A 23,305-nucleotide genomic window follows, 5' to 3' on the forward strand; every position below is an offset into this window, starting at 1 on the left:
GATTTCGAGACCTGCGAGCGGTTGCTCTCTGAGGGTTCGCTCGGTCTGAGTCGAAATCTCTCGTCACGTAATCGCCCGCAGAGCGGCGAGAATCCCCCGCTCAGTTCGCTCCTGGGTCCCCGTCCAACAGACACCAGTGCGGCAGTCGAATCGTCGCCGTCGTCCCATCGTCGACGTGGAACGTCAGTTGGCCGCCGAGTGCGTCCACGGTCCATCGGACCGCCCACAGTCCGAGCCCACTCCCGTGTTTGAGCGGTGACTCACCGCCCTCTTCGACGACTGTCCGTTCGTAATCGGGGACACCGGGGCCGTCGTCGCTGACGCTGACGAGCAGGTCTGTGTCTGCCTCGCGGACCGTGACGCGAACCGTCGTGTCGTCGTCACCGTGTTCGAAGGCGTTCTCGACGAGTTCGCGGACGAGGAGTTTGGCCGCCGGTTCGCTGCCAGCGACGACCAGTGAGTCGGGAGTATCGACGGTGACTGTTCCGGCGTCGAACTCGTCGGCGACGTTCTGAACGCACGTTCGAACCGTCTCAGAGACGTCGAACTGCCCGCCGGCGTCGATGCCGGCCATCACGCGTTCGACCGACCGTGCCTTCTCTCCGAGTGAGAGCAGGTCGTTCGACCGACTTCGGATGGTCTCTGTGATATCGCGGTCGTCCGCTGGGAGGCGGTCAGAGACCATGTCGGCGTAGCCGATGACCACGGTCATGTCGTTTCGGAGGTTGTGCCGAAGGACGCGGTTCAACACCTCTAACCGTTGGCGCCGCCGGACGCGACCGGTCACGTCCGACACACTCACCGTCCAACCGAGTCGGCGCTCGTGTTGGTCTGTGACCGGTGAAATCGTGATTTCGTACGTTCGGCGACGGCGGTCGACGGTCACGTCCACGAACTGACGTTCGTCGTCGATATCGACGCCCGGAAGGACCGTCGAGAGCGGGTCGAACAACACCGACCCGATGTCGAAGTCGAGAAGCGACCGCGCAGCGGCGTTGGCGTCGACGATGCGGTTCTCGCGGTCGATGACGAGGATACCGACTGCCACGTCGTCGATGGCGGCCCGCCTGCCCAGTCGCCCCGTCGCCGGCGAGAGGCCGAACAGTTGGAACCGATAGAGTGCGTAGCCGAACGTGACACCCGTCACCGAGAGGGCGATGGGCGTGAAGTTCACCATGGGAAGCGGGCCGAGTCCGAAGGTGTGTGTGACGTGGGCGACTGTCGGCGCAATCGACCCGATGGCGAGTGCGACGGCCTGCTCGCGGTAGCGAGAGAGGCGCTCCATGAGCATGCCGACGATGAGAACGATACCGGTGCCGATGATGACGTATCCGTAGACTGCGTGGACGTAGTACCAGAGATTCGGTTCGAACTGAACCGTCGCCGCACCGAAGACCGGAACGACCTGGTAGTTCGACCAGACGAGTCCGTGAACCGGGTTCGTCACGAGTGCGACGGCAGTGACTGCGGGAAACAAGAACAGTCCGACGACGAGGCGACGTGAGGCGAGTTCACCGCGCCCGGTGTACGCCAGCGAGAAGGCGAGCCACGCCGGTGCGATGATTCCCTGTGCGATTTCGATAGGGAGTTGATACCAGACTCGAAGACTCGGGTCGAACGTCACGAGCGCGGACGCGTACGACCCCGCCCACAACGTCGCAGCGAACAGCAGAACCGACAGCCACCTCGACCCCGGTTCGGTCCCCTCGTACCACGCCACGATTCCGATAGATCCGGAGACCGCGGCCGCAATGACGCAGAGGACGACGAGGGGTGAGACCGAAAGCACGGGTATGACTCTGCGTGTGCCGGCCTAACGTTTACGGGACTAGACGCTCAGATGGTCACTCGACGGCCGTCCGGGGTCGTCGCGCGAGCGACGCGAGGATGTAGACGACGGGGACGATGAGGATGGCCCCGACGACGAACGGCGACCAGTAGGTGAGGACGTAGAGTGCGGCCATCGAAGGCGGGCCAATCGTCCGCCCGAGACTCCCTGCCCCCTGCGTGACGCCGAACGCGTTCCCTTGCATGTCTGCGGACGCAGACGTGGAGACGAGGGTCGAAAGCGAGACGTTCAGCATCCCGTTTCCGAACGACAACAGCGCCCCGACCAACAGGAGTGCGAGGAGTTCGGGCGTGAACCACGCCGGCCCGCCGACGTCCGGGAGAAACTGCCCGATGTCGGGTGAGAAGGGCAAGAGAGCGAGCGAGAGCATGAGGCCGAACGCGCCCACGACGGCGAGTATCCGCTCGGAGTAGCGCCGCGCGAGCTGTCCGACGACGACGCCCTGATTCAGCGTTCCGAGGAGGCCGATGTACGTCAGAAACAGCGCCGTCTCCGTCTCGCCGTAGCCGTAGATGTCCGCCGCGAAGGGGATGAACATGACCTGTACCCCCGAGAACGCCACCGAGACGACGAAAAAGGAGACGACGAGGCCTCGGAGGTTGTCGTCGCCCAGCGCGTCGCGGAACTGCGTCACGAGTGACGTCGTAGACCCCCCGGCGGGTGCGCGTTGTCTGTCGGGTTCGCGGAGGAAGACGAACGCGAACAGGAGACTGACGAGACTCAGCGCGGCGGCGGTGAAACTCGGCAGCGAAAAACGCGTCGCTGGAACGAAGGCGGGGAACACGTCGCGGGCGGCGGTGACGACTGGGTCTGACGCCATGAGGCCGCCGATTGCCGGCCCGAAGATGAACCCGAGACTGAACGACGCACCGATGAGTCCGAGCGCACCGGCGCGGCGCTCCGGCGGCGTGATGTCTGCGATGTACGCCTGTGCAGTGGCGATGTTCCCGCCCATCGCACCCGCGAGCATTCGAGACGTAAACAGCGTCGCCACCGCGAGGGCAGTCCCGAACAGTACGTCGATTTCGCCCGCGAGGCCGAAGACGGTCCACGCGAGGACGCTCCCGACGAGCGAGAGCATGATGACGGGACGCCGGCCACGCTGGTCGGAGATTCGACCCAGAATCGGTGCGAAGAGGAACTGCATAATCGAGTACGACGCCGCCAGAAACCCGATGAACACGTCGCTGACGCCGAAACTCCGGACGTAGAACGGGAGAATCGGGATGACGACGCCGAACCCGAGCAGGTCGATGAAGACGATGGCGATGACGACTGCCAGCGCACGTCTGGCGCCACTGTCCGCCGAATCCGACGGTGGAGACGCCGCAGAAGCAGTGGCCGACTCGGGTGTACTCACGACTCACCAGACGTGCGACAAATCCGTAACCATTGCGCCCAGGGAGTGGTCGGACACCTCGCTGAGGAAGAAAAGCGACGTCGAACGAGGGCAGACAGGTGCGACGTCCGACGAAGGCAGGTAGGTGCGACGTCCGACGAAGGCAGTCAGGCCCGATAGCGGTCGATGATGCGCTTCGCCGAGGTGGCTTTCTCTTTCCACCCGTAGCCTGCCTCGTAGACGTGGCGTTTCTTCTCGACGAGTTCCGCCGGCGTCGCCTCTTCGAACCCGCCGCGGTCCCACGTTCCCGTCTCGCGAAGCCAGTTCACCACGTTCTCGCGGGTCTCGGGCCACGAGAGGCCGACCATCTCGTACCACGCAATCATGGCGAAGACGGCGTTGTCGTGACACCCAGGGACGCTGCCGTACGTAAACAGCGTCCGCATCGGTTCGTGTGTCGGTTCGGACACTTCTTCTCTGAACTCTTCTGCGGTGAGCAGGCGGAGGACGCCCGACTTGGCCTCCGAAATCCGGTCGTCGCGCTTGAGTCGAGAGAGCGCGGACTGCTGGAGTGCACCCCACTCGCCCGGTGCCTCACGGCGAAGCGTCTCTTCGTCACACGGCCCGCCAGTGAGGACGGAGACGATATCGACGTAGGCGCGTTCGACGTCGACCCACGGCGTTCCCTCGAACTGACAGTCGGCGTCGTGGAGACTCGTCGTCGCGCGACAATCCGGGCACGGATAGTCGAAATGCGGCACGTGAGAGGGTGAGGACGCGGTCGGTAATAGGTGGTGTGATGCGTCGCTGGAGCGCGACCGCAGCGACGGGTGGGGCCACCGGGGAATTCGTCGCGTTTATCGGGTATCACCCGGAACGTGGCGGTATGCGGATGCGCCCGCTCCACGCACGATACCCGTTCTTCGCCGCCGCGAGAGACGCGGTTGAATCGGCAGACGTGGCTATCGCGACGCTCGTCGCCGAGGACGCCCCAGCGGTCGAGCGTGGGGTCGAGCGCGTCGAACGCGCCCTCATGGAGGGCACCGTCGAAGCCGAGTCGCCCTACTCGTGGGACACCGAGTCCGAACTCCTGTCGTACCCCATCTCTCGCATCATCGTCTCGCTCGTCGAGACGCCTGCGGCAGTCGACAAGTACGCCCGCGCCGAGGCAGACACGGCCTACGAACGCATGCTCGCGGACTTCGACGCCGGCGACGACGACGTCAACAGCGACGCCCGCGCGACGCTCGACGACTTCCTCCGAGAGTTCGACCTCGTCGGCGAGGTTCGAGCAGAACCGGCCGACAACAGACGTCGCGGCCCGTCACATTACTGGGTCGACGTCGGCCCGTACCTCACCTACTCAGACCCCGACTGGGGCGACCACTGGCGACTCGTCAATCGCGCGCTCGTCGATGGCGCGGTTCGTGTCGCCCGTGAGGAACTCTACGAACTACTCAGAGAGGCGACCCGACGCCGTGTCGCCGACGGCCTGCCGTTTTCGGTCCGCGGAAGCGACGCTGGCGACCAACTCGCGTCGGCACTCCAACCGCACGTCGAGCGCCTCCGAAATCTGCTCTCGGACCGCGGCGCAGTCAACGTCGTCTACACCGACTCGGTCGACCCCGACCACTTCCCACCGTGTATCAGCGCTCTCTTGACGCAGGCACAGGCGGGCGAGGACCTGTCGACCGAGGCGGCGTTCACGCTCGCGGCGTTCCTCGTCGGCGTCGGCCTCGACCCCGAAGAAGTCGGTGGTGTCGTCGGAGAGACGCACGCAGAGGCACTGAAGACGCGCGCGACGATTCTCGCGGACTCCAGCGGGTCGCAGTACGCGCCGCCGACCTGCGAGACGATGCAGGCGTACGACCTCTGTGTGAACCGCGACGACCGATGCGACACGATTTCTCACCCGCTCATCTACTACGAGACGGCCACGAAGGACGCCGCCGCCAGCGACGCCGACGCGGCGACCGGCGAAGCCAACTGAGAGCGAGCGCTGTCGCTCTGTGGCGACTGGGTCGCGACGGCGCACGCCGGTGAAACCGTCACCGAGCGCGTCGCCGAGAAGTAGTTCAGGACGAACGAGAGAGCCAGACGCCGATTCCTGCCATCACGAGCACGAACGCCGTGATAGCACCCACGAGTGCGAGGCCGCCCGTAGCGGCCAGTCCACCTTGGTTGAAGGTCGCACCGATGCCGACGATGAGGGCGATAAACACCCCGACCGCGACCATGGAGACGACGATCTTCCGACGCATCTCCGCTTCGATAGCCATGCGACGACGTATCCGCGGCCATTCTAAAAGGTCTTCGATGGGTCGATGACCGACGAGAGCCACTCACACGGTCGATTTCCCCACAGAACGAGGGTTTAGGTCGCTTCGGCGCCTATTTTCACCGATGGAAGGCCCCCAGTCGCCGCACGGCGCGGGGGACATCCACCGCACCACCATGACGCACATCGCACACACACCCGCGTCGACTCGCCGCCCGGTGCGCCGCAAGACCACACTCCCCGCCGATGGGTTGACAGGCCGCGCACGTCGCGCTCGAGTCGAACCGATGGCCGTCCGTCCGCTTCGTGACGGTCGGTACGTCGTCGAGACGGAGGGCGGTACCTACGTCGTCGACGTCGAAGCCCGGAGCTGTACCTGCCCAGACAACGCCATCCGGCACGCTCGCTGCAAGCACCTCCGCCGCGTCGCGATCGAGATTACGACCGGCCTGGTTCCGCCGCCGGGTCGCCGACGCGCCACCTGCGCTGTCTGTGGGGACGACACGTTCGTCCCGATGGACGCTCGCGGCCCACAACTCTGCCGCGAACACGAACACCACCCTGGTGACCTCGTCCACGACAGAGAGTCCGGAAGCCTGCTCGTCGTCACGCGCGCACTCCACGCTCGCGCCGACGAGACACCGACGGAGACGGGGAAACTCGTCTCCGAGTACGAGAGCAATCTGGAGTACGGCGACCACGAACCGGTCTTCGAGGCCGTCTACCTCGGGTCGCTCCCGGTCGACGTCGGCCTCTCGGACCTCGGCGGGTTGCAGGCGTACCGCTTCCCGTCTTCACGTCTCAGTCGCGTCGAACAGGGGTTCGTCGGGCCGCGCTCGCTCGGTGAGCGTCTCGCTCGCGCCTGAGTCGAACGCGAAAACAGTCGTTCAGTCGTTCAGTCGTCCGCGTCGCCGAGTCGCGTCTGTTTCGGCCCGCCGACGAACGAGTCGAAATGTTCGCCCTCCGCCAGCGCCGTCTCTTTTTTCACGCGGTAGTTCCCGCCGTCGGTCACGTAGAGGTCGCCGGGGTGGAAGAAGTACCAGTCCTCGCGGTCGAATCGGACCGCAATACGCGCTTTCGCGCCGAAGTTCTGTGAGAAGTAGATGAGCGCTTCGACCTCTTCGCCGTCGAGATAGATTGGCCGCCCGCTGGACGCTTTGGCCTCGATGGCGTAGAACACCTCACCGTTGCCCGCAAGTACGTCTGGGAGTTCGCGCGTCGTCGCGCTTCCCGACGCAGGGGCACGCATCACCGCGAACCCGGCCTCGTCGAGGGCGTTGACGAGTTCGCGTTCGCGTCGGTCGCCCTTTCTGTTCGAAGACATGCTCGTGAGTCGGCCGTGGGCGTTCATAAATGGGACGACCACAGACGACGTGGTCGGTCTGGCGAGTGACCTAGCAGTCACCAAAAGGATAAGGGAGGTATCAAAACAACAGGAGGTTCGAGATGAATCGTCCGAGGGGGCACGAAATCAAGTACGGCGGGTTCGTGGTCGCAGCTATCGGCTTCGTCGCGACACGATACACGGTCTTAGAGTCGATAGACGCCACCACCACGCTCGGTGAGTTTCTCCTCGGACAGGCGACGTTCCTCGCGTTGGGCCTCGGGTTGACCGTCTTCGGTATCGGGTTGTCCGTGAGTTCCTACGACGAGTCGTTCGTCAACACCATCGCCACGTGGAGTCTCCTCGGTACCGTCTCGATGGTTCTCGTACTGGGGTTGACGTTCGTCGGTATCGGCGACGCCGCGATGGTCGGCACGGCCACGCAGTCGGTGCTCGTCGCCAACGTCCTCATCGGCGGGTCCATCGGCGGCGTGCTCACCGGCTTTCGCGCCGCGTTGAACAGCCAAAACCGCCGTGAACTGTCGAAACAAGCAGACCGGTTGACCGTCCTCAACCGTATCCTCCGACACGAAGTGCTGAACAAGGTGAACGTCATCCGGGGATACGCAGACCTCGGTGCCGAACAGACGGCCGCAGGGACGTCGAGTCTGCAGGTCATCCAGCGAAACGCCGACCGAATCGACGACTCCATCACCGAACTCCGTGCCATCGTCGGACCGGTCGGTGAACGTCCCGTCTCGACCGACGTGCTGTCGGCCCTGCGAGCAGCAGTCGACGACGTTTCGGCAGACTATCCCAGTGCGACGATTACACTCGATGTCGACGCCCCGGACGACGTTCGCGCGCTGGCCGACGCCCACGTCGACACCGCGCTCCGACATCTGTTGGACAACGCAGTCGTCCACGCCGAACGCGACGACCCGAGCGTCTCGGTGGCCGTCTCGACGACGCCAGACAGCGTCGAAATCGCTATCGAAGACGAAGGGCCAGGTATCCCCGACGACGTCGCGGCCGTCCTCGAAGAACGGAACCTCCCCGAGTACGACGACCCGACGAACGGATTCGGCCTCACACTCGTTCGCCTCCTCATCGTCGACAAATACGGCGGCGGTGTCGACGTCGAGACGACCGGCGAGGGGTCTGTCGTGGGTGTCGAACTCGCCCGACCGAACACCAACAGTCTCGCTGCCGCAAGTGAGTACGGCGTCCCGCCGTGGATTCTCGGCGTCACCGCCATCGCAGGCGTCGTCGCTGGCGTCGTGATGGGTCTCGTCTCGCAGGAACTCACAGGGTCACTGGCAATCATCGGTGCACTGTACGGCGTCATGAACGGCGGTGTCGGATGGATACTCCACCTGTTCCACAGTCTCGTCTTCGGCGTCCTCTTTGCCGTCGCCGTGACCCGTCGCAACCCGTGGAACGTCCTCCGTCGCCCACTCGCGATGACCGTGGTAGGCACGGGCTACGGCCTGTTCCTCTGGTTCTTCGCCAGTGGATTCGTCATGCCGCTTTGGCTTCGCGCGGTCGGTATCCCCGCCTCTGTTCCCTCGCTGTCGGCGCCGATTTTCGTCTCTCACGCGGTGTGGGGAATGGTGTTCGGGTCTGTGTTCGCCGTCTGCGTGAGTCGCCGCCGCTAAGACCTGTCTGCCAACAAACCTTTAGACTCCTCTCGAATGGTCGAACGTATGAACCGCCAGAACTGGCGAGGGTTCGTCTGCCTCGTCGTCGGGGTCGCACTTCTGGCGAACCCGCTGTACCTCTATCCCGACAACGTCTCCTCCGAGACAGCGGTGACGTTCGAGGGGAAGCAAATCGACGAGATACCTCACCACGGACAACTCGAACTAGACCTCCGCTACGGAAACCTCCAAACGGAGATTCGCTGGTGTCCGGGGAACGGCCGCGAGTGTGCGATTGCCGAGGCACTCGCCAGCGGACAGACGCTCCGATACGAGATTCCGTCACATCGCGAACCCGGAGACTACGACGAACCGTTCCCTGCGGACTACGACTACATCCGCCTCGGCGAAGGAGCGGGCGGATACTACCGCCCCACGCAAACGGTCGAAGACGAGTCGGTGGTCCTCTCACTCGAACAGGTCGACGAGGAGACGGTGATGCAGGCCGCCGCCGAGGAGTACCACAGCGACCGACCCCTCCACGCGGCCGTCGAAAACGGCACCACCACCGTCGTCGAAGACGAGGTGTACTGGGACGGAGCGATACTCGTCGAACGGAACGGGAACTACTACGTCGTTCGCGCAGTCGAAAAAGAGCGCTATCCGACAGGCTGGGGATGGAAAGCGCCACCATCAATCGCCATCGAAGCGATGCGACTCGCGGCGTGGATTGGCGGCGTCGCCCTCATTTGGCGCGCAGGCGAGTGGACCGAACGCGGTCGCTGACGGCGTGAAAAGAAGAAGCCGAGAGTCGCGGTGGGTCGATTACGTCCCGTGGGCCCAGCTGCCCATGTACTCGCGCTGTTCGTCGGTCAGCGAGTCGAACTCGATGCCTTCTGCTTCGAGTTTGATTTCGGCGACTTCGCGGTCGAGTTCGTCCGGCACCTCGTGGACGCCGGCGTCGTAGGCGTCGCCGTTCTCGACGATTTCGCGGACGACGACGGCCTGGACACCGAACGACTGGTCCATCACTTCGACCGGGTGGCCGAGTGCGATGGGCGACGCGAGGTTGACGAGGCGACCCTCTGCGAGGACGTTCAGACGGCGGCCGTCTTCCATCTCGTAGGCGTCGACACCGTCGCGGGCCTCGTACTCGTCGACGGCGAGGTCCGAGAGCGCGTCGAGGTCGATTTCGATGTCGAAGTGGCCGGCGTTGGCGAGGAGGACGCCGTCTTTCATGTTCTCGAAGTCTTCACGGGTGATGACGTCGCGGTTGCCGGTGGTCGTGATGAACACGTCGCCGACCTTCGCGGCCTCTTCCATCGGCATCACGTCGTAGCCTTCCATGTGGGCCTCGAGGGCACGACGCGGGTCGACTTCGGTGACGATGACGTCCGCGTTCTGGCCGGCGGCCTTCTTGGCGACACCCTTGCCACAGTAGCCGTAGCCACCGACGACGACGTTCTTACCGGCGTACGAGAGGTTGGTCGTCATCGCGATGGTCGCCAGCGACGACTCGCCCGTTCCGTGGACGTTGTCGAAGAGCGTCTTCATCGGCGTGTCGTTGACGGCGAAGACGGGGTAGTTCAGTTCGCCGTCGGCGTCCATCGCGCGCAGGCGGTGGACACCGGTCGTCGTCTCTTCTGCGCCGCCGAGGATGGTGTCGATGAGTTCGGGGTACTCCTCGTGGATGGTGAACACCATGTCCATGCCGTCGTCGACGGTGATGGTCGGTTCGTGGGCGACGACTGCGTCGATAGCCGCGTAGTAGTCGTCGTCACCGACGCCGCGGACGGCGTACGAGGTGATGTTGTCGTTCGCGTCGAGCGCGGCAGAGACGTCGTCGTGGGTCGAAAGCGGGTTACAGCCAGTGATGGCGACTTCCGCACCACCGAGGGCGAGCAGTTCGACGAGGTTCGCCGTCTTCGCCTCGACGTGCATGGCCATCCCGATGACCTCACCGTCGAACGGTTTGTCGGCTTCGAACTGGTCACGCAGTTCCTGCAGGATGGGCATGTGCTGGAGCGCCCAGTCCATCTTGCGGCGTCCCTCTTTTCGGGCCGCCTCGACGTCGTCGAGGTGCTCCGAAACGGGAGCGTAGTGTTCGCTCATGGACGCAGGTTCGCACAGGGGTCCGAAAACCTTACCGAAGAAGGATACAGCACGTTCGCCCGAATATACAAGTGTCAACGGACCGATTGACATGGAGAGGTGCGATGCTCGCGTTAGACAACGGCACCACGATAGCCGAACAAGAGCTGTTCGCCCTGATGAGCGCACCGGCAGTCCCCGACTTGTTGCGCGTAGCGGACGAACCGTTGACAGTGAAAGAGTTGAGCAGTCGTGCTGAAGTCCCGCTCTCGACCGCCTACCGAGAGGTCAAACGCCTCCACGAGGCAGCACTCCTAGAAAAGTCGATTATGGTCGACCACAGCGACGGCCGACACGTCGCCCAGTACCGACGGACGTTCGAGACGATGGCCGTCCACGTTACCGACGACGGGCTTCACATCGAACTTAGCGACACCACAGAGACGGGGGAGAGTCCGAGCGACTAGACGCGTTCGTAGAGTGCGGCGGCAGTCTCACGAGCGCGGTCCACGACGGCCGATTCGTCGAGCGTCAACACGTCGCGGTCACGCATCAGTATCTGACCATCACAGACAGTGTGTCGAACGTCGGACCCGCGCGCAGCGTAGACGAGGTGGCTCACGAGGTTGTTCGCCGGAGTGAGGTGGGGTGCGTCGAGGTCGACGACGGCGATGTCGGCGACGCCGCCGACTTCGAGCGCACCACCGGGGAGACCGATTGCGTCTGCGGACCCTGCAGTCGCCATCTGGACCACGTCCGGTGCAGCGACAGCGCTGGCGTCGTCGGACGCGAGTTTGCCGAGCATCGCCGCGTCGCGCATCTCGTCGAACATGTCGAGGTCGTTGTTCGAGGCGGCACCGTCCGTTCCCAGTCCGACGGTCACACCGGCGTCGAGCATCTGCTGGACCGGAGCCATGCCGGAGGCGAGTTTCATGTTCGACGCCGGGCAGTGGACGACGCCGGTCCCTGCGTCTGCGAGCAGTTCGATTTCCTCGTCGTCGACGTGGACGCCGTGCGCGAGGAAGTCGTCGGCAGTCAGCATACCGAGGTCCTGCGCGTAGGCGAGTGGTCGCTCGTCGCGTTCGTCGACGATGGGGTCGACCTCGTTCGTCGTCTCGTTGGCGTGGTAGTGAACCGGAATGTCGTCGGCGTGAGCCTCGGCGGTGACCTCTCGGAGGTACTCCTCGCCGACCGTCGTCAGGGAGTGCGGCATGACGGCAGTTCGGATTCGTCCGTCGACAGCACCGTCGAACTCGCGAGCGATAGCGAGACTCTCGTCGATATCGGCCCACGCGTCTTCGTCGTCTTTTCCGATGGTGACCGCACCGTGGCCGACACGAGCACGGAGTCCAGCCTCGTCGATGGCCTCGACGACGTCGGGGACGTGGAAGTACATGTCCGCGAAGGTCGTGGTCCCGGATTTGATCATCTCGACGAGACCGAGTTCGGCCCCGACGCGAACGTCTTCGGGCGTGAGCGCGGCCTCGGTCGGCCAGATGTCCTCACGGAGCCACGCGTCGAGTTGCTTGTCGTCGGCGTGGCCACGGAGGAGCGTCATCGAGACGTGACAGTGCGCGTTGACCAGTCCGGGCATGACGAGACAGCCCTCTGCGTCGAGCGTCTCGTCCGCGTCGGCGTCGATATCGGCGGCGATGTCGAGAATCGTCCCCTCGTCGCGGTCGACGAGGACGTCCGCCTCCTCGGTGGTTCCGTCGGGACGGAGCACCTGTCCGCCCGTGATTCGGAGCGTGTCCATGCCCAGGATTCAGTTCGGGGGTGTCGTGAATCCACCGTCTCGTACCGCACTGGGAGTCGAAGCGACCGATTCTCGAGATTCGAGAACCAGTGAGTCCCTTAGGTGTTGAAATCCGTTAGAGAGGCCCATGGAGCCCCTGTTACGACTCGCGCTCGTTCCGGGGCACGTCCAAGCGGCGAACGACCCGGTCGTCACCGCTATCGTCGCCCTCACGGGAATCACGTCGGTGGCGCTGGCCGCACTCGGTGTCGCGGTGTTCTACCGCCGTCAGACGCGGTCACATCTGCTCATCGCGCTGGCGCTCCTCGCGTTCGCGTCGCGAGCGGGTGTCGCCGCGCTGTCGTTCAGTGACCTGCTCTCGACGTTCGACCACCACGTCTTCGAGCACGTCTTAGACCTCGTGATGGCCGGTCTCGTCCTCTCGGCTATCTACTACGCCCGGACAATCGAGCGCGAGACAGGGGTAAACGAACCATGAGCGAGACACGAATCCGCGTCGCAGACCACATCAAGCACAATCCGGGAGTCCACTTCAACGAGCTCGTGCGCGCGCTCGACCTCGCACCCGGCCAAGTACAACACCACATCCGCAAACTCCTCTCTGAGGAGACGGTTCGCAGAACCGAGTTCTACGGGCGCACCCACTACTACCCCCCTGAGTTCGACGACTGGGAGCGCGGTGCGCTCGCGCTCGTCCGTCGTGAGACCTCCCGCGACATCTTAGGCTATCTGCTGGAACACGGCGAGGCCCGGCCCGACGACGTCGCCGACGCCATCGGCGTCGCCCGGAGTACGCTGGAGTGGCACCTCGACCACCTCACCGAACGCGACGTCGTCCGGAAAGAACGCGACCTGCACAACCGCGTCACGCTCGTGCTCACGCACCCGACCCGGACGGCGACACTTCTCAACGACGTCTCGCCATCGCTTCCCGACCGGTTCGTCGACCGGTTCGACCGCCTCATCGACACGCTCGTCGAAGGCTAACCGGGCCGTCGATTCTCGGTCGTGGCGACCGGGCGAAAGCCAATTAGCCCCTGAGTGTGAGATGCGGGTATGCGAATCGCCGTGCCCAACAAGGGCCGTCTGCACGAACCGACGATAGACCTCTTGGAACGTGCGGGTCTGCATCTCGACAACGGTGCCGAGCGGAAACTCTACGCCGGCACCGTCGACCCCGACGTAACTGTTCTGTTCGCTCGCGCCGCCGACATCCCCGAATACGTCCGCGACGGGGCCGCCGAAGTCGGCATCACCGGCCTCGACCAGGTCCGCGAGTCCGGTCACGAACTCGAAGACCTCCTCGACTTAGAGTACGGCAAGTGCCGACTCGTCCTCGCCGCACCCGAAGACGGCGACATCGACTCGGTCGAAGACGTCGCCGGAAAGGTCGTCGCCACCGAGTTCCCACACATCGCGCGAACCTACTTCGAGGAGCGAGATATCGACGCAGAAGTCGTCGAAGTCACCGGTGCGACGGAACTCACACCCCACGTCGAGATGGCCGACGCCATCATCGACATCACCTCCACGGGGACGACGCTCCGCGTCAACCGACTCGCCGTGGTCGACGAGGTGCTCTCGTCGTCGGTTCGGTTGTTCGCCCGACCCGACGTCGTCGACGACCCGAAGGTCCAACAACTGGTCATGGCGCTCGAATCCGTCCGCTCTGCAGAGGGCAAGCGCTACCTGATGATGAACGCCCCCCGCGAGAAACTCGACGAGGTACGAGAGGTCATCCCAGGTCTCGGCGGGCCAACCGTGATGGACGTCGCCGGCGACGACACCGTCGCAGTCCACGCCGTCGTCAACGAACGCGACGTGTTCGAAGTCGTCAGCGACCTCAAGAACGTCGGCGCGAGCGGTATCCTCGTCACCGAAATCGAGCGGTTAGTCGAATAACGGCCACGTCCGCTTCTGTCACCGTCTTCTCTCGCTTCTGTCACCGTCTTCTCTCGCTTCTGTCGCCGCTTTCTCACTGCCACCAGCGTAGCTCCGGGACCGTCACCTCGGGGTCGAAGCGGACTTCTCCGTACCGGAAGCGGACGTACAACGCGATACAGACCATCCCGAGAAGCATGGCACCGACGCCGAGCAGTCCCGCTTCCGGGCCGAACGGCCCCCCAGTGACCAGGTCTGGACCCTGTTCTGTCGTCTCGACCAGTGACGTGCCGAAGTCGAGACCACTCACGGCGAATCCGTAGACGCCGCCCTGAACGAAGTTCCACGAGATGTGGATGCCGACGGGGATGGCGAGGTCACCCGTGAGGACGTAGCCTAATCCGAGCATGACACCGGCGAGGGTGATGCTGAGCGTACTGGCGACGCTCGCGTTCGGATTCGTGAGGTGGGCGATACCGAAAATCGCCGACGAGAGCAGGAGGCCGACGACGATTGCCGTCGAGACGTCGAACCGCCATCGCATCCCCTCGGCGATGTCCGTGAGGACGACACCCCGCAAGAGGAGTTCTTCGGCGATACCGACCGAGACGAAGAACGAGAGCAACGCCGCCGCACCGACGAGCCGGTCGATACCGAACCCGACCGCGTCGATGGCAATCCAACCGACACTCACGCCGACGGCGAAGATAGCGGACATCAACGCACCACCGAGAACGAGTCCGAACACGAAGTCGACGCCCCACGCACGGTCGATGCCGAATCCGAGGTCGGCGACCGTCCTGCGGTCGACGTACCGTGCCGCGACGAACCCGCCGATTCCGGTCGCACCTGCCAGAACGACCGAGACGAAGAGATTGACGAGCGCACTCGACCCGAGTACGTCGCTGAAGGCGGTCCCGATTCCGACACCGATGACGAGCGAGACGGCGACGACGACGACGACTGTCGCGATGAGTCTAAACGGCGCACGAAGACGACGTTCGGCGTCGTTCCAGACGAGTCGGCGGAGAGACACGTCTGCCGGTTCGCCGTCATCGGTTAAGAAGGTACGCCGACACGCAGTCGGGTCGGGTCAGACCGGTGCGCTCGACAGGAGGACGAGCAACCCGAACACGATGGTGCCGAGGATGATGGTGACGACGAAGTGGATGAGCACGATGTACGCCGAGAGACGGGTCGCCTGTCCGTAGAGATATCTCACGAGGACGAAGTCGAGGACGACCGCGAGCAGCAGCGCGAGAAACGAGTTCCACCCGAACGTCGTGAAGACGACGGCGATTGCCGCCGGAACCGGGCCGACGGCGAACGCTTTCTTGACTTCGACGTCACCGAGCACGTTTCGAGCGGCGATGTGCGCGGTGAGAGAGAGAAACAGCGCGAACAACGCGAACGTTCCGGCGACGGCGGTGACCGGCGCGCCGGAAGCGGCCGTCTGCAAGGTGAGCGCGTCCATAGCGGCACGTCGAACGCGACTAACTTAGATTCGGTCGATTCGTCACGAGTCAGAGCGACCCTTGGAGGAGTCCGAGTTCAGAGAGACGCGTCATGATAACCTCGACGGCGGCCTCGGCGTCCGCCGGTTTCTTCCCGCCCGTGATGACGAGTTTGCCCGACCCGAAGAGGAGCGCCACCACACTCGGTTCGTCGAGACGGTAGACGAGACCTGGGAACTGCTCAGGTTCGTACTCGATGTTTTCGAGGCCGAGGCCGATGGCGATCGCGTTGAGGTTCAGGTTCTCGCCTAAGTCGGCACTCGTGACGATGTTCTGGACGGTAATCTCGGGGTCTTCGTCGACCGGAATCTGAAGTTCGCGAAGTTTGTCGAAGACGATGCCGAGACTCTCGTGGACGTCGTCGGTGGACTTTGCACCAGTACAGACGATCTTCCCCGAACGAAAGATGAGCGCCGCAGATTTCGGATTCTGTGTCCGATAGACGAGTCCCGGAAACTGTTCCGGGTCGTAGTCGGCGCCTTCGAGGTCCATGGCCACACTCTGGAGGTCGAGTTCTTGGCCGATTCCCGTGGAGGCGACGACGTTTTCGATGTTGATGGTGTCCTTGGGGTCGGTCATGCAACACTTTAAGGCACGTATTTAAGGTTTAAAAAGATTGGTACAATATATTGATAATTTACACACGCTGACGTATTATCTGGACATTTCGGGCCGTGACGACGGTTCCGAGGAGCGTTAGCGCAGTTGGGACGACGAGACGGGCGAACCCCGGTCTGAGCGACCAGTAGGCGGCGACGAAGAGCGCGACAGAGACGAGTTTCAAGACGGCGAACGACCCCGGCCCAGGGTCGCCACCGGAGAGGAACCGGACGATTGGGTTCCCCTCCTGGATGCCTGCCATCCGGAGTCCGACGATGGTGGTCACGTAGTCGCCGACACCGTACGCGAGTGCCGCCGAACTCCAGAGGATGGCGTCGAGAGGGGCCATAGGGGTGGATTCGGACCATCCATTATAAATCTCGTCGTCGGCCGACCGTCACGTTTAGGTGACGATTTATGGCACAGTCACTCCGTTCGACCCGTCGTCGCGGCGTCTTCGACCGGGGACCGACACCCTCATTTTTCCACCGCGTTAGGTCCGAGCGTGTACGGATTGGAACTCGCCGGCGAGGAAGACGCGTTCGCGGCCCGTGAGGCCGCCGCCGCGGCGACGGCAGTCGACGTCGTCGCCCCCGGACTCGCCACCGCCCGCGGCGTCGATACCGAGCGAGCGAGACAGCTCGCGTACACCCGTCGCGTCGTCGAACTCGTCGGAAGCTGTGACCCCGACGTCGAGGCCGCTCGCGCACTCGTCGAAGCGGCCAGCATCGACCGCGACGGGACCGTCGCCGTCCGCGCCCGCGACGTCCGCGCTCTGACGGGTATCAGTACGACCGACACCGAACGCCGTGTCGGGTCCGCACTGGTCGACCGCGGATTCGACGTGGACTTAGACGACCCGGACCACGAACTCCGCGTCTACTTCTCCGACGACACCTGTCTCGTCGGCTGGACTGTCGCCGAGAGCGTCCGCGACTTCTCGGAGCGCAAACCCACCGACCGCCCCTTCTTCCAACCGGGGAGCATGGCCCCCGTAGACGCCCGCGCCTTCGTCAACATGGCCGGCGCGGAACCCGGTGCGCGGATTCTGGACCCGATGTGCGGTACCGGCGGCGTGTTGCTCGAAGCCGGATTAGTCGGTGCCGACGTCGTCGGCGTCGACGCACAGGCGAAGATGGCCCGTGGTGCGAAGGTGAATTTAGACCACTACGTCGGCGACGGCCACGTGATTCGCGGCGACGCGACTGCGCTCCCGCTCAAAGACGACTCGATAGACGGCGTGGTGTTCGACGCGCCGTACGGTCGGCAGTCGAAGATTGCCCGACACTCGCTTGCCGACTTGGTCGGTGGGGCGCTCGCAGAGGTTCACCGCGTCGCACCCCAGTGTGTGATGGTCGCCGATAGGTCGTGGGTCGACGAGGCCGAAGACGCGGGGTGGGACGTCGAACAAGTGTTCGAGCGGCGGGTGCATCGGTCGCTGGTTCGGTACGTACATATTCTGCGTCGATGAACCCGGTGGGCCGATAGCAGTCAGAGACTCGGTGAACCGACACGTTTTCCGCGCCGATACAGGTAGTACGACAGCAACGGAACCGAGACGACGTAGAAGAGAGCAAACAGTGTCCCGGCGATGTGGACGAATCCAGCACCGACCCAGAACCACGTCGGTTGCCACGACGCAAACGATTCCCGTACGGTAAACACGTCGAGGGCGAGGAACACCACGACGAAGAGGCCAACGAGGAGGTTGATACCGTCGATGAGAAAGAGGACTGCGAAGAAACTGAGCACGGCCTCTCCAGACCCAGATTCGATGGCGGGCATGATTCCAGCGACGGCCGACACCGCGACGACGCTGAGGAATACCGGAATTGGGAACACGGCGACACCGTACCACCACGGGAATGGACGCTGTGGGGACCGAGACACTGAGTTCGAATCGGAAGACGTGGAGGACACGCTGTATCCGACGTACCTGTGGTGTTAAGTTGTTGTCATTGCGCTGAGAAGCATTCGATGCGCACCACTCCTCACAGGCCAACACCGTCTCGCCCGCCCGAGTCGGGTCATCCTTCTCGACGACCACAGTCTCCAAACTGGACCTCCCCGGTAGCAACTCGTCCGCACTCAGCAGTCACGGTGTCTCAGTCCCGGTATATCCGTCGCCGAGCGCAGTCGCTCAGCGTGTTAGAACGACGGGGTAGGTCAGCCAGCGGAACCCGTCGTGGAAACCACGAGGGTCGAAAGGGGCCGCCTGACCGTGCCGTCAATTGGTCTCTCTGCCGTCGCTATAAGAGACCTGCGGAACTGCAGTTTGACACGTGGTGAGTCCACTCGCGTCGCGACGGTCCAGTTCGGCACAGCAAAAACGAGGGTTCGGAAGGGACGTCAGTCAGGTCGATGCGGTGTCACAGGTCCACCCAGGGTCCCGACCGGTACGAGCGATGAGGTCGGAGCGACACGCCGGACAGTAGTCGGGGACGTCAGACTCGTTCTGTGGGACGTACACCCCGCCACCGCACTCCACACACGCATCAGCAACGATGGTCGCGCAGTCCGCACAGACGTTGAAGTCGTCGACTGTGAGGTCGCGCAGCACTTCGAGTTGTTTGTCCAAGATGTACTCGTCGATTAGCGACTGACAGCGTTGGCACGGCTTCATAGCGATACAGCATGGCCGATGATACCATGGCACATATAGTTATCCCTGTGAGATTCTCGGCGTCGTCGACGTGTGGCTGAACGGAGTTCGTCGTCTGTCGCAAGACCAGGTTCGAAACTGTCGCGTCGAGTTCGAACAGGTGGCGGCGTCGTCTCGGACGCGACTAGCGTCCCTCCCCTACTCCAGCACGTACCGGTTTTCCCGATAGGAGTCGCCACCGATGGTCGTCTGTGCCTCGTCGACGAACTCGAATCCGAACTGTTCGTAGAAGGTGATTCCCGGTTCGTTCTCGGCGAGAACCATCGCGTTGAGTCGTTCGACGCCGTCGCTGGAGAGGTCTGCACGGATTCGTTCGAGCAACTCGGACCCGACGCCCTGTCGTCGGTGGTCGGGGTGGACGTACAGACGGAGGATGTAGCCCTCGTGTTCGTCGCTGCTCCACGTCGCGTGGGCGAATCCGACGACCGAGTCGTCGTGGTCTGCGACGAGGAGGAGCGACCGGGCCGGGACGAGCGCATCCACAATCTGTTCGCGTGCATACCAGTCTTCGACACCCGCGTCGATGGTTTCACGTGTCAGAATCTCGGGGTAGTCAGTCTCCCACGACCGTTTTGCCACCAGTCGAATCGCGTCGATATCGTCCTCGGTGGCCGCGCGTATCGTCATGTCAACAAGTACCACGCGTGCACCGATATTCCTTCCCCTCGGTGACCGTCCCCTCGCCGGCCGGATTGGCCAGACTACCGCTTCGCCAACACCGTCTCGCCCGCCCGTACCGACTCGCCTTTCTCTACGATTACGTCCTCGGAACTGAACTCTTCGGGCAACAACACGTCCGCCCGAGAGCCAAAGTCGATGTGACCAATCTTGTCGCCGCGTTCGAGGTGGTCTCCAGTCGCAACGTAGGGGTGGATTCGCCGGGCGAACGCGCCCGCAATCTGGGACACTTCGTACTCACCGTCGTCAGATTCGACCACGATATCGACCCGCTCGTTGTTGTCCGAATCCTTCGAGAACGCCGGTTTGTGCGCGCCGGGTCGGTGGGTCACAGTTCGAACTCGGCCCGAGACGGGAGCGCGGTTGACGTGGACGTCGGTGACGTTCATGAACACGCCGACGCGGACGCGGCCGTCTTCGGCACGAATCACGGAGACGTGGCCGTCGGCGGGTGAGATGACGCCAGGTTCGTCGGGGGGAGCGCGTTCTGGGTCGCGGAAGAACCACAGGACGAACACGCCGAATCCGAGGAGGACGGCACCTATTGGGGGGAAGACGAACGCGGCGACTGCTGCGCCGAGGAATGCGGGGACGGCGAACCGTCGATAGCCGGGTGCGAACTTCATTCAGGCCTCGCCGCGGACTTCGGCACCCCAACTCGTCAGGAGGTGCGTGAGGTGCAGTCGGTCGTCGATACCGATCGAGATATCCAAATCGACCTCTCCGGCGAGTTCGTGGAGGCGCGCGAGTTCGCCGTCTGCGAACCGTTCGGGAGTGGCGTCGGCGACGCGGAGGATGTCACGAAGAAGTTCGTCGCCTTCGTACCCCTCGTCGTCGAGCAGGGTGGTCAGTGTCTTGCGCGCGTCTTTGATGTCGCCGTCGCGAGCGTTGATGAGGAGCGTCTTGAGTTCGTCGTCGAAGCCGACGTCGCCGAGGGCGGCGTGGACGGTCGACATCGTGACTTCGTCCGCCTCGGTCGCCGTCCGCTGGGCCGAGAGGATGGCCTTGCGGATGTTTCCGTTCGAGGCGTCCACGAGGAACTTGAGGCCACTCTGGTCGTATTCGACCGCCTCGGCGTCGAGGATGTTCGCGACGAGGACTTCGAGGTCGTCGTCCTCGGGCGCTGGCATCGGGACGGGGAAACACCGCGAGCGAATCGGTGGGATGAGCTTCGAGGGTTGTCGCGTGGTGATGACGAACTGCGTCGTTCGGTGGTGTTGTTCCATCACGCGACGGAGGGCTTGCTGGAAGTCCTCGCGAATCGCCTCGGCGTTGTCGAGGACGATGGTCTTGTACTCGCCCGACATCGGGGCGTAACTGGCCGACTCCTTGAGCACGCGATTTATCATGTCGCGTTTCGCCATCCGGCTCCGGCCGTCGAGGAACTGCTCGAAGCGCGGGTCCTGTCGAATCTGCTTTTTCGTCCGGTTGAAGAAGTCCGCGACGTTGAGTTCGATGAGGTCGTTCTCCGGGTCGGCGTGTGCTTCCGCTGCGAGGGCACGGACAGCAGCGGTCTTGCCGACGCCCGGCGGCCCCTGCACCACGAGGTTCATCGGTTCGTCCACGGCGCGGCGAAGGCGCTCGCGGACCTCCTGTTGCGGGAGGTCGTCGAGTGTCGGCGCGTGCGTTTCGGTCCACAGCGGCGCGTCCATTGGTCTGCGGTAGCAGACGGTCGGGTAAGAATCGGTCGGTCCGTCGGAACCGCGACAGACACCGACGATTCGACGCACGTTTAGCCCCGCCGCTATCAGTAGTAGCCATGTCCATGCGTGCGACCTTCCTCGGGACCGGCGGGGCCGTCCCCACCACGGCGCGAGCGCCGAGCGCGTTCCTCGTAAACCGTGATGGCGAGCGCCTGCTGTTCGATTGCGGGGAGGGAACCCAGCGACAGATGATGCGATTCGGCACCGGGTTCGGCATCAACCACCTGTTCGTCACGCACCTCCACGGCGACCACATCCTCGGCATCCCCGGCCTGATTCAGACGCTCGACTTCAACGAGCGCGAAGACCCACTCGCAATCCACGGGCCGCCGGGAAGCAAGCGACACCTTCGCCGACTCGTCCACGCCGGGGGCTACCAACCAGGGTTCCACGTCACGTTCCACGAAGTCGCTCCCGACACCGTCGCCTACAGTGCCGACGACTACGAGGTTCGAGCCTTCGAGACAGAACACCGAACCTCGTCTATCGGCTACGCACTCGTCGAAGACGACAGACCCGGCCGATTCGACCGCGAGAAAGCCGAAGAACTCGGTGTCCCCGTTGGGCCCGCGTTCGGCCGTCTCCACAACGGCGAAGATATCGAACTCGACGACGGAACGGTCGTCCGCTCCGAACAGGTCGTCGGCGACCCCCGTCCCGGTCGGAAAGTCGTCTACACCGGCGACACGCGCCCGCTCGATTCGACCGTCGAAATCGCCCAGGACGCCGACTTGCTCGTCCACGACGCGACGTTCACCGACGAGGAAGCAGACCGTGCGAAATCGACCGCTCACTCGACTGCTCGTGAGGCGGCACGCGTCGCCCGCGACGCCGACGTCCGGAAGTTCGCACTGACACACGTCTCGGCGCGCTACGCGACCAACCCGAATCCACTGCTCGAACAGGCACGCGAAGTGTTCCACGGCGACGTGTTCGTCGCAGAAGACGGCCAGAAAGTCGTGGTTCCGTTCACCGAGACAGCGGAGTAAGGTTCCACTGGCGGCCGGATGGAATCCGACGATAGAGAGAGTTCGCTGGCATACACGCTTTTTTCACCCCCATTCGAATCACTCGGCGTGCCAACCAACGCCTTCCACATCGTGGACGTGTTCGCGACGGCGAAGTACGCCGGCAATCAACTCGCCGTCTTCGAAGACGCCCATTCGCTCACAGACGACCAGATGGCCGCGCTCGCGAAGGAGATGAACTACTCCGAGACGACGTTCGTCGAAGGGGGAAATCCGGACGACGGCTTCGACGTTCGCATCTTCACACCTGGTGGAGAGATTCCGTTCGCCGGCCACCCCACGCTCGGAACCGCCGCCGTCCTTCGCGAGCACTTCGTCGCCGGCGACAACATCACGCTGAACCTCGGTGTGGGACCGATTCCAGTCGAAGTGCGCCACGACGGCGCCGAGGAGGACAGCGCCGGTGCAGAGAACGGTGGTGAGGAGTACTGGATGACGCAGAACGCACCCGAGTTCGGACCCGAACTCGCCCACGAGAGACTGGCCGAGGTACTCTCACTCGACGTGTCCGACCTCGACACCGACTGGCCGGTACAGGTCGTCTCGACTGGCCTCCCTGCGGTGATGATTCCGCTCCGTGACCGGGACGCACTCGGTCGATGCGAAGTCGACCCGAAAGCGTATCGGGCCTTCGTGGACGAGGTCGGCGTCGACAACCTCTTTCCGTTCTGTCCGGACCCCCGTGACGACACGAACGACCTCGCGGCGCGAATGTTCGCCCCCGGCCACGGCGTCCCCGAAGACCCGGCGACGGGGAGCGCAAACGGGAACTTCGCCGGCTATCTCGCTCGGCACCGCTACTTCGGAGACTCCGAAATCGACGTGACCGTCGAACAGGGCTACGAGATGGGTCGGCCCTCGCATCTCTTTCTCGAAGCCAGCGACGACGGCGACGAGGTTGCCATCCGCGTCGGCGGCCGGGTGGAGTTCGTCGCGGAAGGGAATCTCGTCTGAGTCAGAAG

The 23,305-nt window shown here is 63.8% G+C and carries 27 protein-coding genes; 11 read left to right on the top strand and 16 right to left on the bottom strand.

Annotation, left to right across the window (positions count from 1 at the left end):
* Positions 1 to 100: 100 nt before the first annotated feature.
* The 3 genes from GJR99_RS08450 to GJR99_RS08460 all read right to left on the bottom strand — a co-directional run bounded on the left by GJR99_RS08450 (position 101) and on the right by GJR99_RS08460 (position 3,949).
* Positions 101 to 1,789 carry a sensor histidine kinase gene (locus tag GJR99_RS08450; protein WP_225317606.1) on the bottom strand — a complete coding sequence of 563 codons (1,689 nt, stop codon included), beginning with the start codon at positions 1,787 to 1,789 and terminating at the stop codon, positions 101 to 103.
* A 55-nt stretch (positions 1,790 to 1,844) separates the two neighbouring features.
* A complete protein-coding gene (locus tag GJR99_RS08455) occupies positions 1,845 to 3,209 on the bottom strand; it encodes an MFS transporter (RefSeq protein WP_151111142.1) in 1,365 nt (454 codons plus the stop codon).
* A 146-nt stretch (positions 3,210 to 3,355) separates the two neighbouring features.
* Entirely contained in the window at positions 3,356 to 3,949 is a 594-nt protein-coding gene (locus tag GJR99_RS08460) for a DUF7474 family protein (RefSeq protein ID WP_151111144.1), read from the bottom strand.
* 131 nt (positions 3,950 to 4,080) lie between these two features.
* On the opposite strand from GJR99_RS08460, the gene GJR99_RS08465 reads away from it, so the two are divergent.
* The gene (locus GJR99_RS08465; RefSeq protein WP_151113914.1) at positions 4,081 to 5,178 is read left to right on the top strand and encodes a DNA primase large subunit PriL; all 1,098 of its coding nucleotides are present in this window, start codon (positions 4,081 to 4,083) and stop codon (positions 5,176 to 5,178) included.
* Positions 5,179 to 5,263: 85 nt separating this feature from the next.
* Here the strand turns inward: GJR99_RS08465 and GJR99_RS08470 are convergent, their stop codons facing one another.
* Positions 5,264 to 5,467 (bottom strand): DUF7472 family protein, encoded by a 204-nt coding sequence (locus GJR99_RS08470; RefSeq protein WP_151111146.1) that lies wholly within the window; start codon positions 5,465 to 5,467, stop codon positions 5,264 to 5,266.
* A 217-nt stretch (positions 5,468 to 5,684) separates the two neighbouring features.
* Between GJR99_RS08470 and GJR99_RS08475 the strand changes: the two genes are divergently transcribed.
* Positions 5,685 to 6,332: an SWIM zinc finger family protein gene (locus tag GJR99_RS08475; RefSeq protein ID WP_151113915.1), complete on the top strand. Its 648-nt coding sequence runs from the start codon at positions 5,685 to 5,687 to the stop codon at positions 6,330 to 6,332.
* A 29-nt stretch (positions 6,333 to 6,361) separates the two neighbouring features.
* On the opposite strand, the gene hjc is transcribed toward GJR99_RS08475, so the two are convergent.
* The gene (gene hjc / locus GJR99_RS08480) at positions 6,362 to 6,790 is read right to left on the bottom strand and encodes a Holliday junction resolvase Hjc (RefSeq protein ID WP_151111148.1); all 429 of its coding nucleotides are present in this window, start codon (positions 6,788 to 6,790) and stop codon (positions 6,362 to 6,364) included.
* Positions 6,791 to 6,912: 122 nt separating this feature from the next.
* Between hjc and GJR99_RS08485 the strand changes: the two genes are divergently transcribed.
* Together GJR99_RS08485 and GJR99_RS08490 are read left to right on the top strand one after the other, a co-directional pair.
* A complete protein-coding gene (locus GJR99_RS08485; RefSeq protein ID WP_151111150.1) occupies positions 6,913 to 8,448 on the top strand; it encodes an ATP-binding protein in 1,536 nt (511 codons plus the stop codon).
* A 48-nt stretch (positions 8,449 to 8,496) separates the two neighbouring features.
* Complete coding sequence (locus GJR99_RS08490) at positions 8,497 to 9,216, top strand: hypothetical protein (protein WP_151111152.1); 720 nt, start codon at positions 8,497 to 8,499, stop codon at positions 9,214 to 9,216.
* 39 nt (positions 9,217 to 9,255) lie between these two features.
* On the opposite strand, the gene GJR99_RS08495 is transcribed toward GJR99_RS08490, so the two are convergent.
* Entirely contained in the window at positions 9,256 to 10,542 is a 1,287-nt protein-coding gene (locus GJR99_RS08495; protein ID WP_151111155.1) for an adenosylhomocysteinase, read from the bottom strand.
* A gap of 104 nt (positions 10,543 to 10,646) precedes the next feature.
* On the opposite strand from GJR99_RS08495, the gene GJR99_RS08500 reads away from it, so the two are divergent.
* Positions 10,647 to 10,988, top strand: a complete 342-nt coding sequence (locus tag GJR99_RS08500) for a helix-turn-helix domain-containing protein (RefSeq protein WP_151111157.1) — start codon at positions 10,647 to 10,649, stop codon at positions 10,986 to 10,988.
* Here the strand turns inward: GJR99_RS08500 and GJR99_RS08505 are convergent.
* Positions 10,985 to 12,277 (bottom strand): amidohydrolase, encoded by a 1,293-nt coding sequence (locus tag GJR99_RS08505; RefSeq protein WP_151111159.1) that lies wholly within the window; start codon positions 12,275 to 12,277, stop codon positions 10,985 to 10,987. The genes GJR99_RS08500 and GJR99_RS08505 overlap by 4 nt on opposite strands.
* A gap of 127 nt (positions 12,278 to 12,404) precedes the next feature.
* Between GJR99_RS08505 and GJR99_RS08510 the strand changes: the two genes are divergently transcribed.
* The 3 genes from GJR99_RS08510 (at position 12,405) to hisG (ending at position 14,179) form a co-directional block, all read left to right on the top strand.
* Entirely contained in the window at positions 12,405 to 12,755 is a 351-nt protein-coding gene (locus tag GJR99_RS08510; protein WP_151111161.1) for a DUF7471 family protein, read from the top strand.
* Positions 12,752 to 13,264 carry a winged helix-turn-helix transcriptional regulator gene (locus GJR99_RS08515; protein WP_151111163.1) on the top strand — a complete coding sequence of 171 codons (513 nt, stop codon included), beginning with the start codon at positions 12,752 to 12,754 and terminating at the stop codon, positions 13,262 to 13,264. Before GJR99_RS08510 ends, GJR99_RS08515 begins: the two co-directional genes overlap by 4 nt.
* A 69-nt stretch (positions 13,265 to 13,333) precedes the next feature.
* Entirely contained in the window at positions 13,334 to 14,179 is an 846-nt protein-coding gene (gene hisG, locus GJR99_RS08520) for an ATP phosphoribosyltransferase (protein WP_151111165.1), read from the top strand.
* A gap of 73 nt (positions 14,180 to 14,252) precedes the next feature.
* Here the strand turns inward: hisG and GJR99_RS08525 are convergent, their stop codons facing one another.
* From GJR99_RS08525 to GJR99_RS08540, 4 genes are read right to left on the bottom strand one after another with little or no spacing between them, the layout of a single operon-like run.
* On the bottom strand, positions 14,253 to 15,194 hold the full coding sequence (locus tag GJR99_RS08525) for a CPBP family intramembrane glutamic endopeptidase (protein WP_151111167.1): 942 nt from the start codon (positions 15,192 to 15,194) through the stop codon (positions 14,253 to 14,255).
* Positions 15,195 to 15,251: 57 nt separating this feature from the next.
* Positions 15,252 to 15,632 carry a DUF7473 family protein gene (locus tag GJR99_RS08530; protein ID WP_151111169.1) on the bottom strand — a complete coding sequence of 127 codons (381 nt, stop codon included), beginning with the start codon at positions 15,630 to 15,632 and terminating at the stop codon, positions 15,252 to 15,254.
* Positions 15,633 to 15,681: 49 nt separating this feature from the next.
* Complete coding sequence (locus tag GJR99_RS08535; protein ID WP_151111171.1) at positions 15,682 to 16,251, bottom strand: TATA-box-binding protein; 570 nt, start codon at positions 16,249 to 16,251, stop codon at positions 15,682 to 15,684.
* Between the two features lie 58 nt (positions 16,252 to 16,309).
* A complete protein-coding gene (locus GJR99_RS08540; RefSeq protein ID WP_151111173.1) occupies positions 16,310 to 16,621 on the bottom strand; it encodes a DUF5658 family protein in 312 nt (103 codons plus the stop codon).
* A 165-nt stretch (positions 16,622 to 16,786) separates the two neighbouring features.
* Here GJR99_RS08540 and GJR99_RS08545 point away from each other — a divergent pair, with 165 nt between their 5' ends.
* Positions 16,787 to 17,743, top strand: a complete 957-nt coding sequence (locus tag GJR99_RS08545; RefSeq protein WP_151113916.1) for a TIGR01177 family methyltransferase — start codon at positions 16,787 to 16,789, stop codon at positions 17,741 to 17,743.
* Between the two features lie 20 nt (positions 17,744 to 17,763).
* On the opposite strand, the gene GJR99_RS08550 is transcribed toward GJR99_RS08545, so the two are convergent.
* The 5 genes from GJR99_RS08550 to GJR99_RS08570 all read right to left on the bottom strand — a co-directional run bounded on the left by GJR99_RS08550 (position 17,764) and on the right by GJR99_RS08570 (position 21,264).
* On the bottom strand, positions 17,764 to 18,162 hold the full coding sequence (locus GJR99_RS08550; protein ID WP_151111175.1) for a hypothetical protein: 399 nt from the start codon (positions 18,160 to 18,162) through the stop codon (positions 17,764 to 17,766).
* Positions 18,163 to 18,625: 463 nt separating this feature from the next.
* Complete coding sequence (locus GJR99_RS08555; RefSeq protein WP_151111177.1) at positions 18,626 to 18,895, bottom strand: DUF7571 family protein; 270 nt, start codon at positions 18,893 to 18,895, stop codon at positions 18,626 to 18,628.
* A gap of 177 nt (positions 18,896 to 19,072) precedes the next feature.
* Positions 19,073 to 19,561, bottom strand: a complete 489-nt coding sequence (locus tag GJR99_RS08560) for a GNAT family N-acetyltransferase (protein WP_151111179.1) — start codon at positions 19,559 to 19,561, stop codon at positions 19,073 to 19,075.
* Positions 19,562 to 19,635: 74 nt separating this feature from the next.
* The gene (locus GJR99_RS08565; protein WP_151111181.1) at positions 19,636 to 20,238 is read right to left on the bottom strand and encodes a protein sorting system archaetidylserine decarboxylase; all 603 of its coding nucleotides are present in this window, start codon (positions 20,236 to 20,238) and stop codon (positions 19,636 to 19,638) included.
* Positions 20,239 to 21,264, bottom strand: coding sequence for an AAA family ATPase (locus GJR99_RS08570; RefSeq protein WP_151111183.1), 1,026 nt, complete (start codon positions 21,262 to 21,264; stop codon positions 20,239 to 20,241).
* Positions 21,265 to 21,371: 107 nt separating this feature from the next.
* Between GJR99_RS08570 and rnz the strand changes: the two genes are divergently transcribed.
* The gene (rnz, locus tag GJR99_RS08575; RefSeq protein ID WP_151111185.1) at positions 21,372 to 22,304 is read left to right on the top strand and encodes a ribonuclease Z; all 933 of its coding nucleotides are present in this window, start codon (positions 21,372 to 21,374) and stop codon (positions 22,302 to 22,304) included.
* Positions 22,305 to 22,391: 87 nt separating this feature from the next.
* Complete coding sequence (locus tag GJR99_RS08580) at positions 22,392 to 23,297, top strand: PhzF family phenazine biosynthesis protein (protein WP_151111187.1); 906 nt, start codon at positions 22,392 to 22,394, stop codon at positions 23,295 to 23,297.
* The last annotated feature ends 8 nt before the right edge of the window (positions 23,298 to 23,305 follow it).

It is taken from the genome of Haloferax marinum, from assembly GCF_009674625.1.
Classification (GTDB): Archaea; Halobacteriota; Halobacteria; order Halobacteriales; family Haloferacaceae; genus Haloferax; species Haloferax marinum.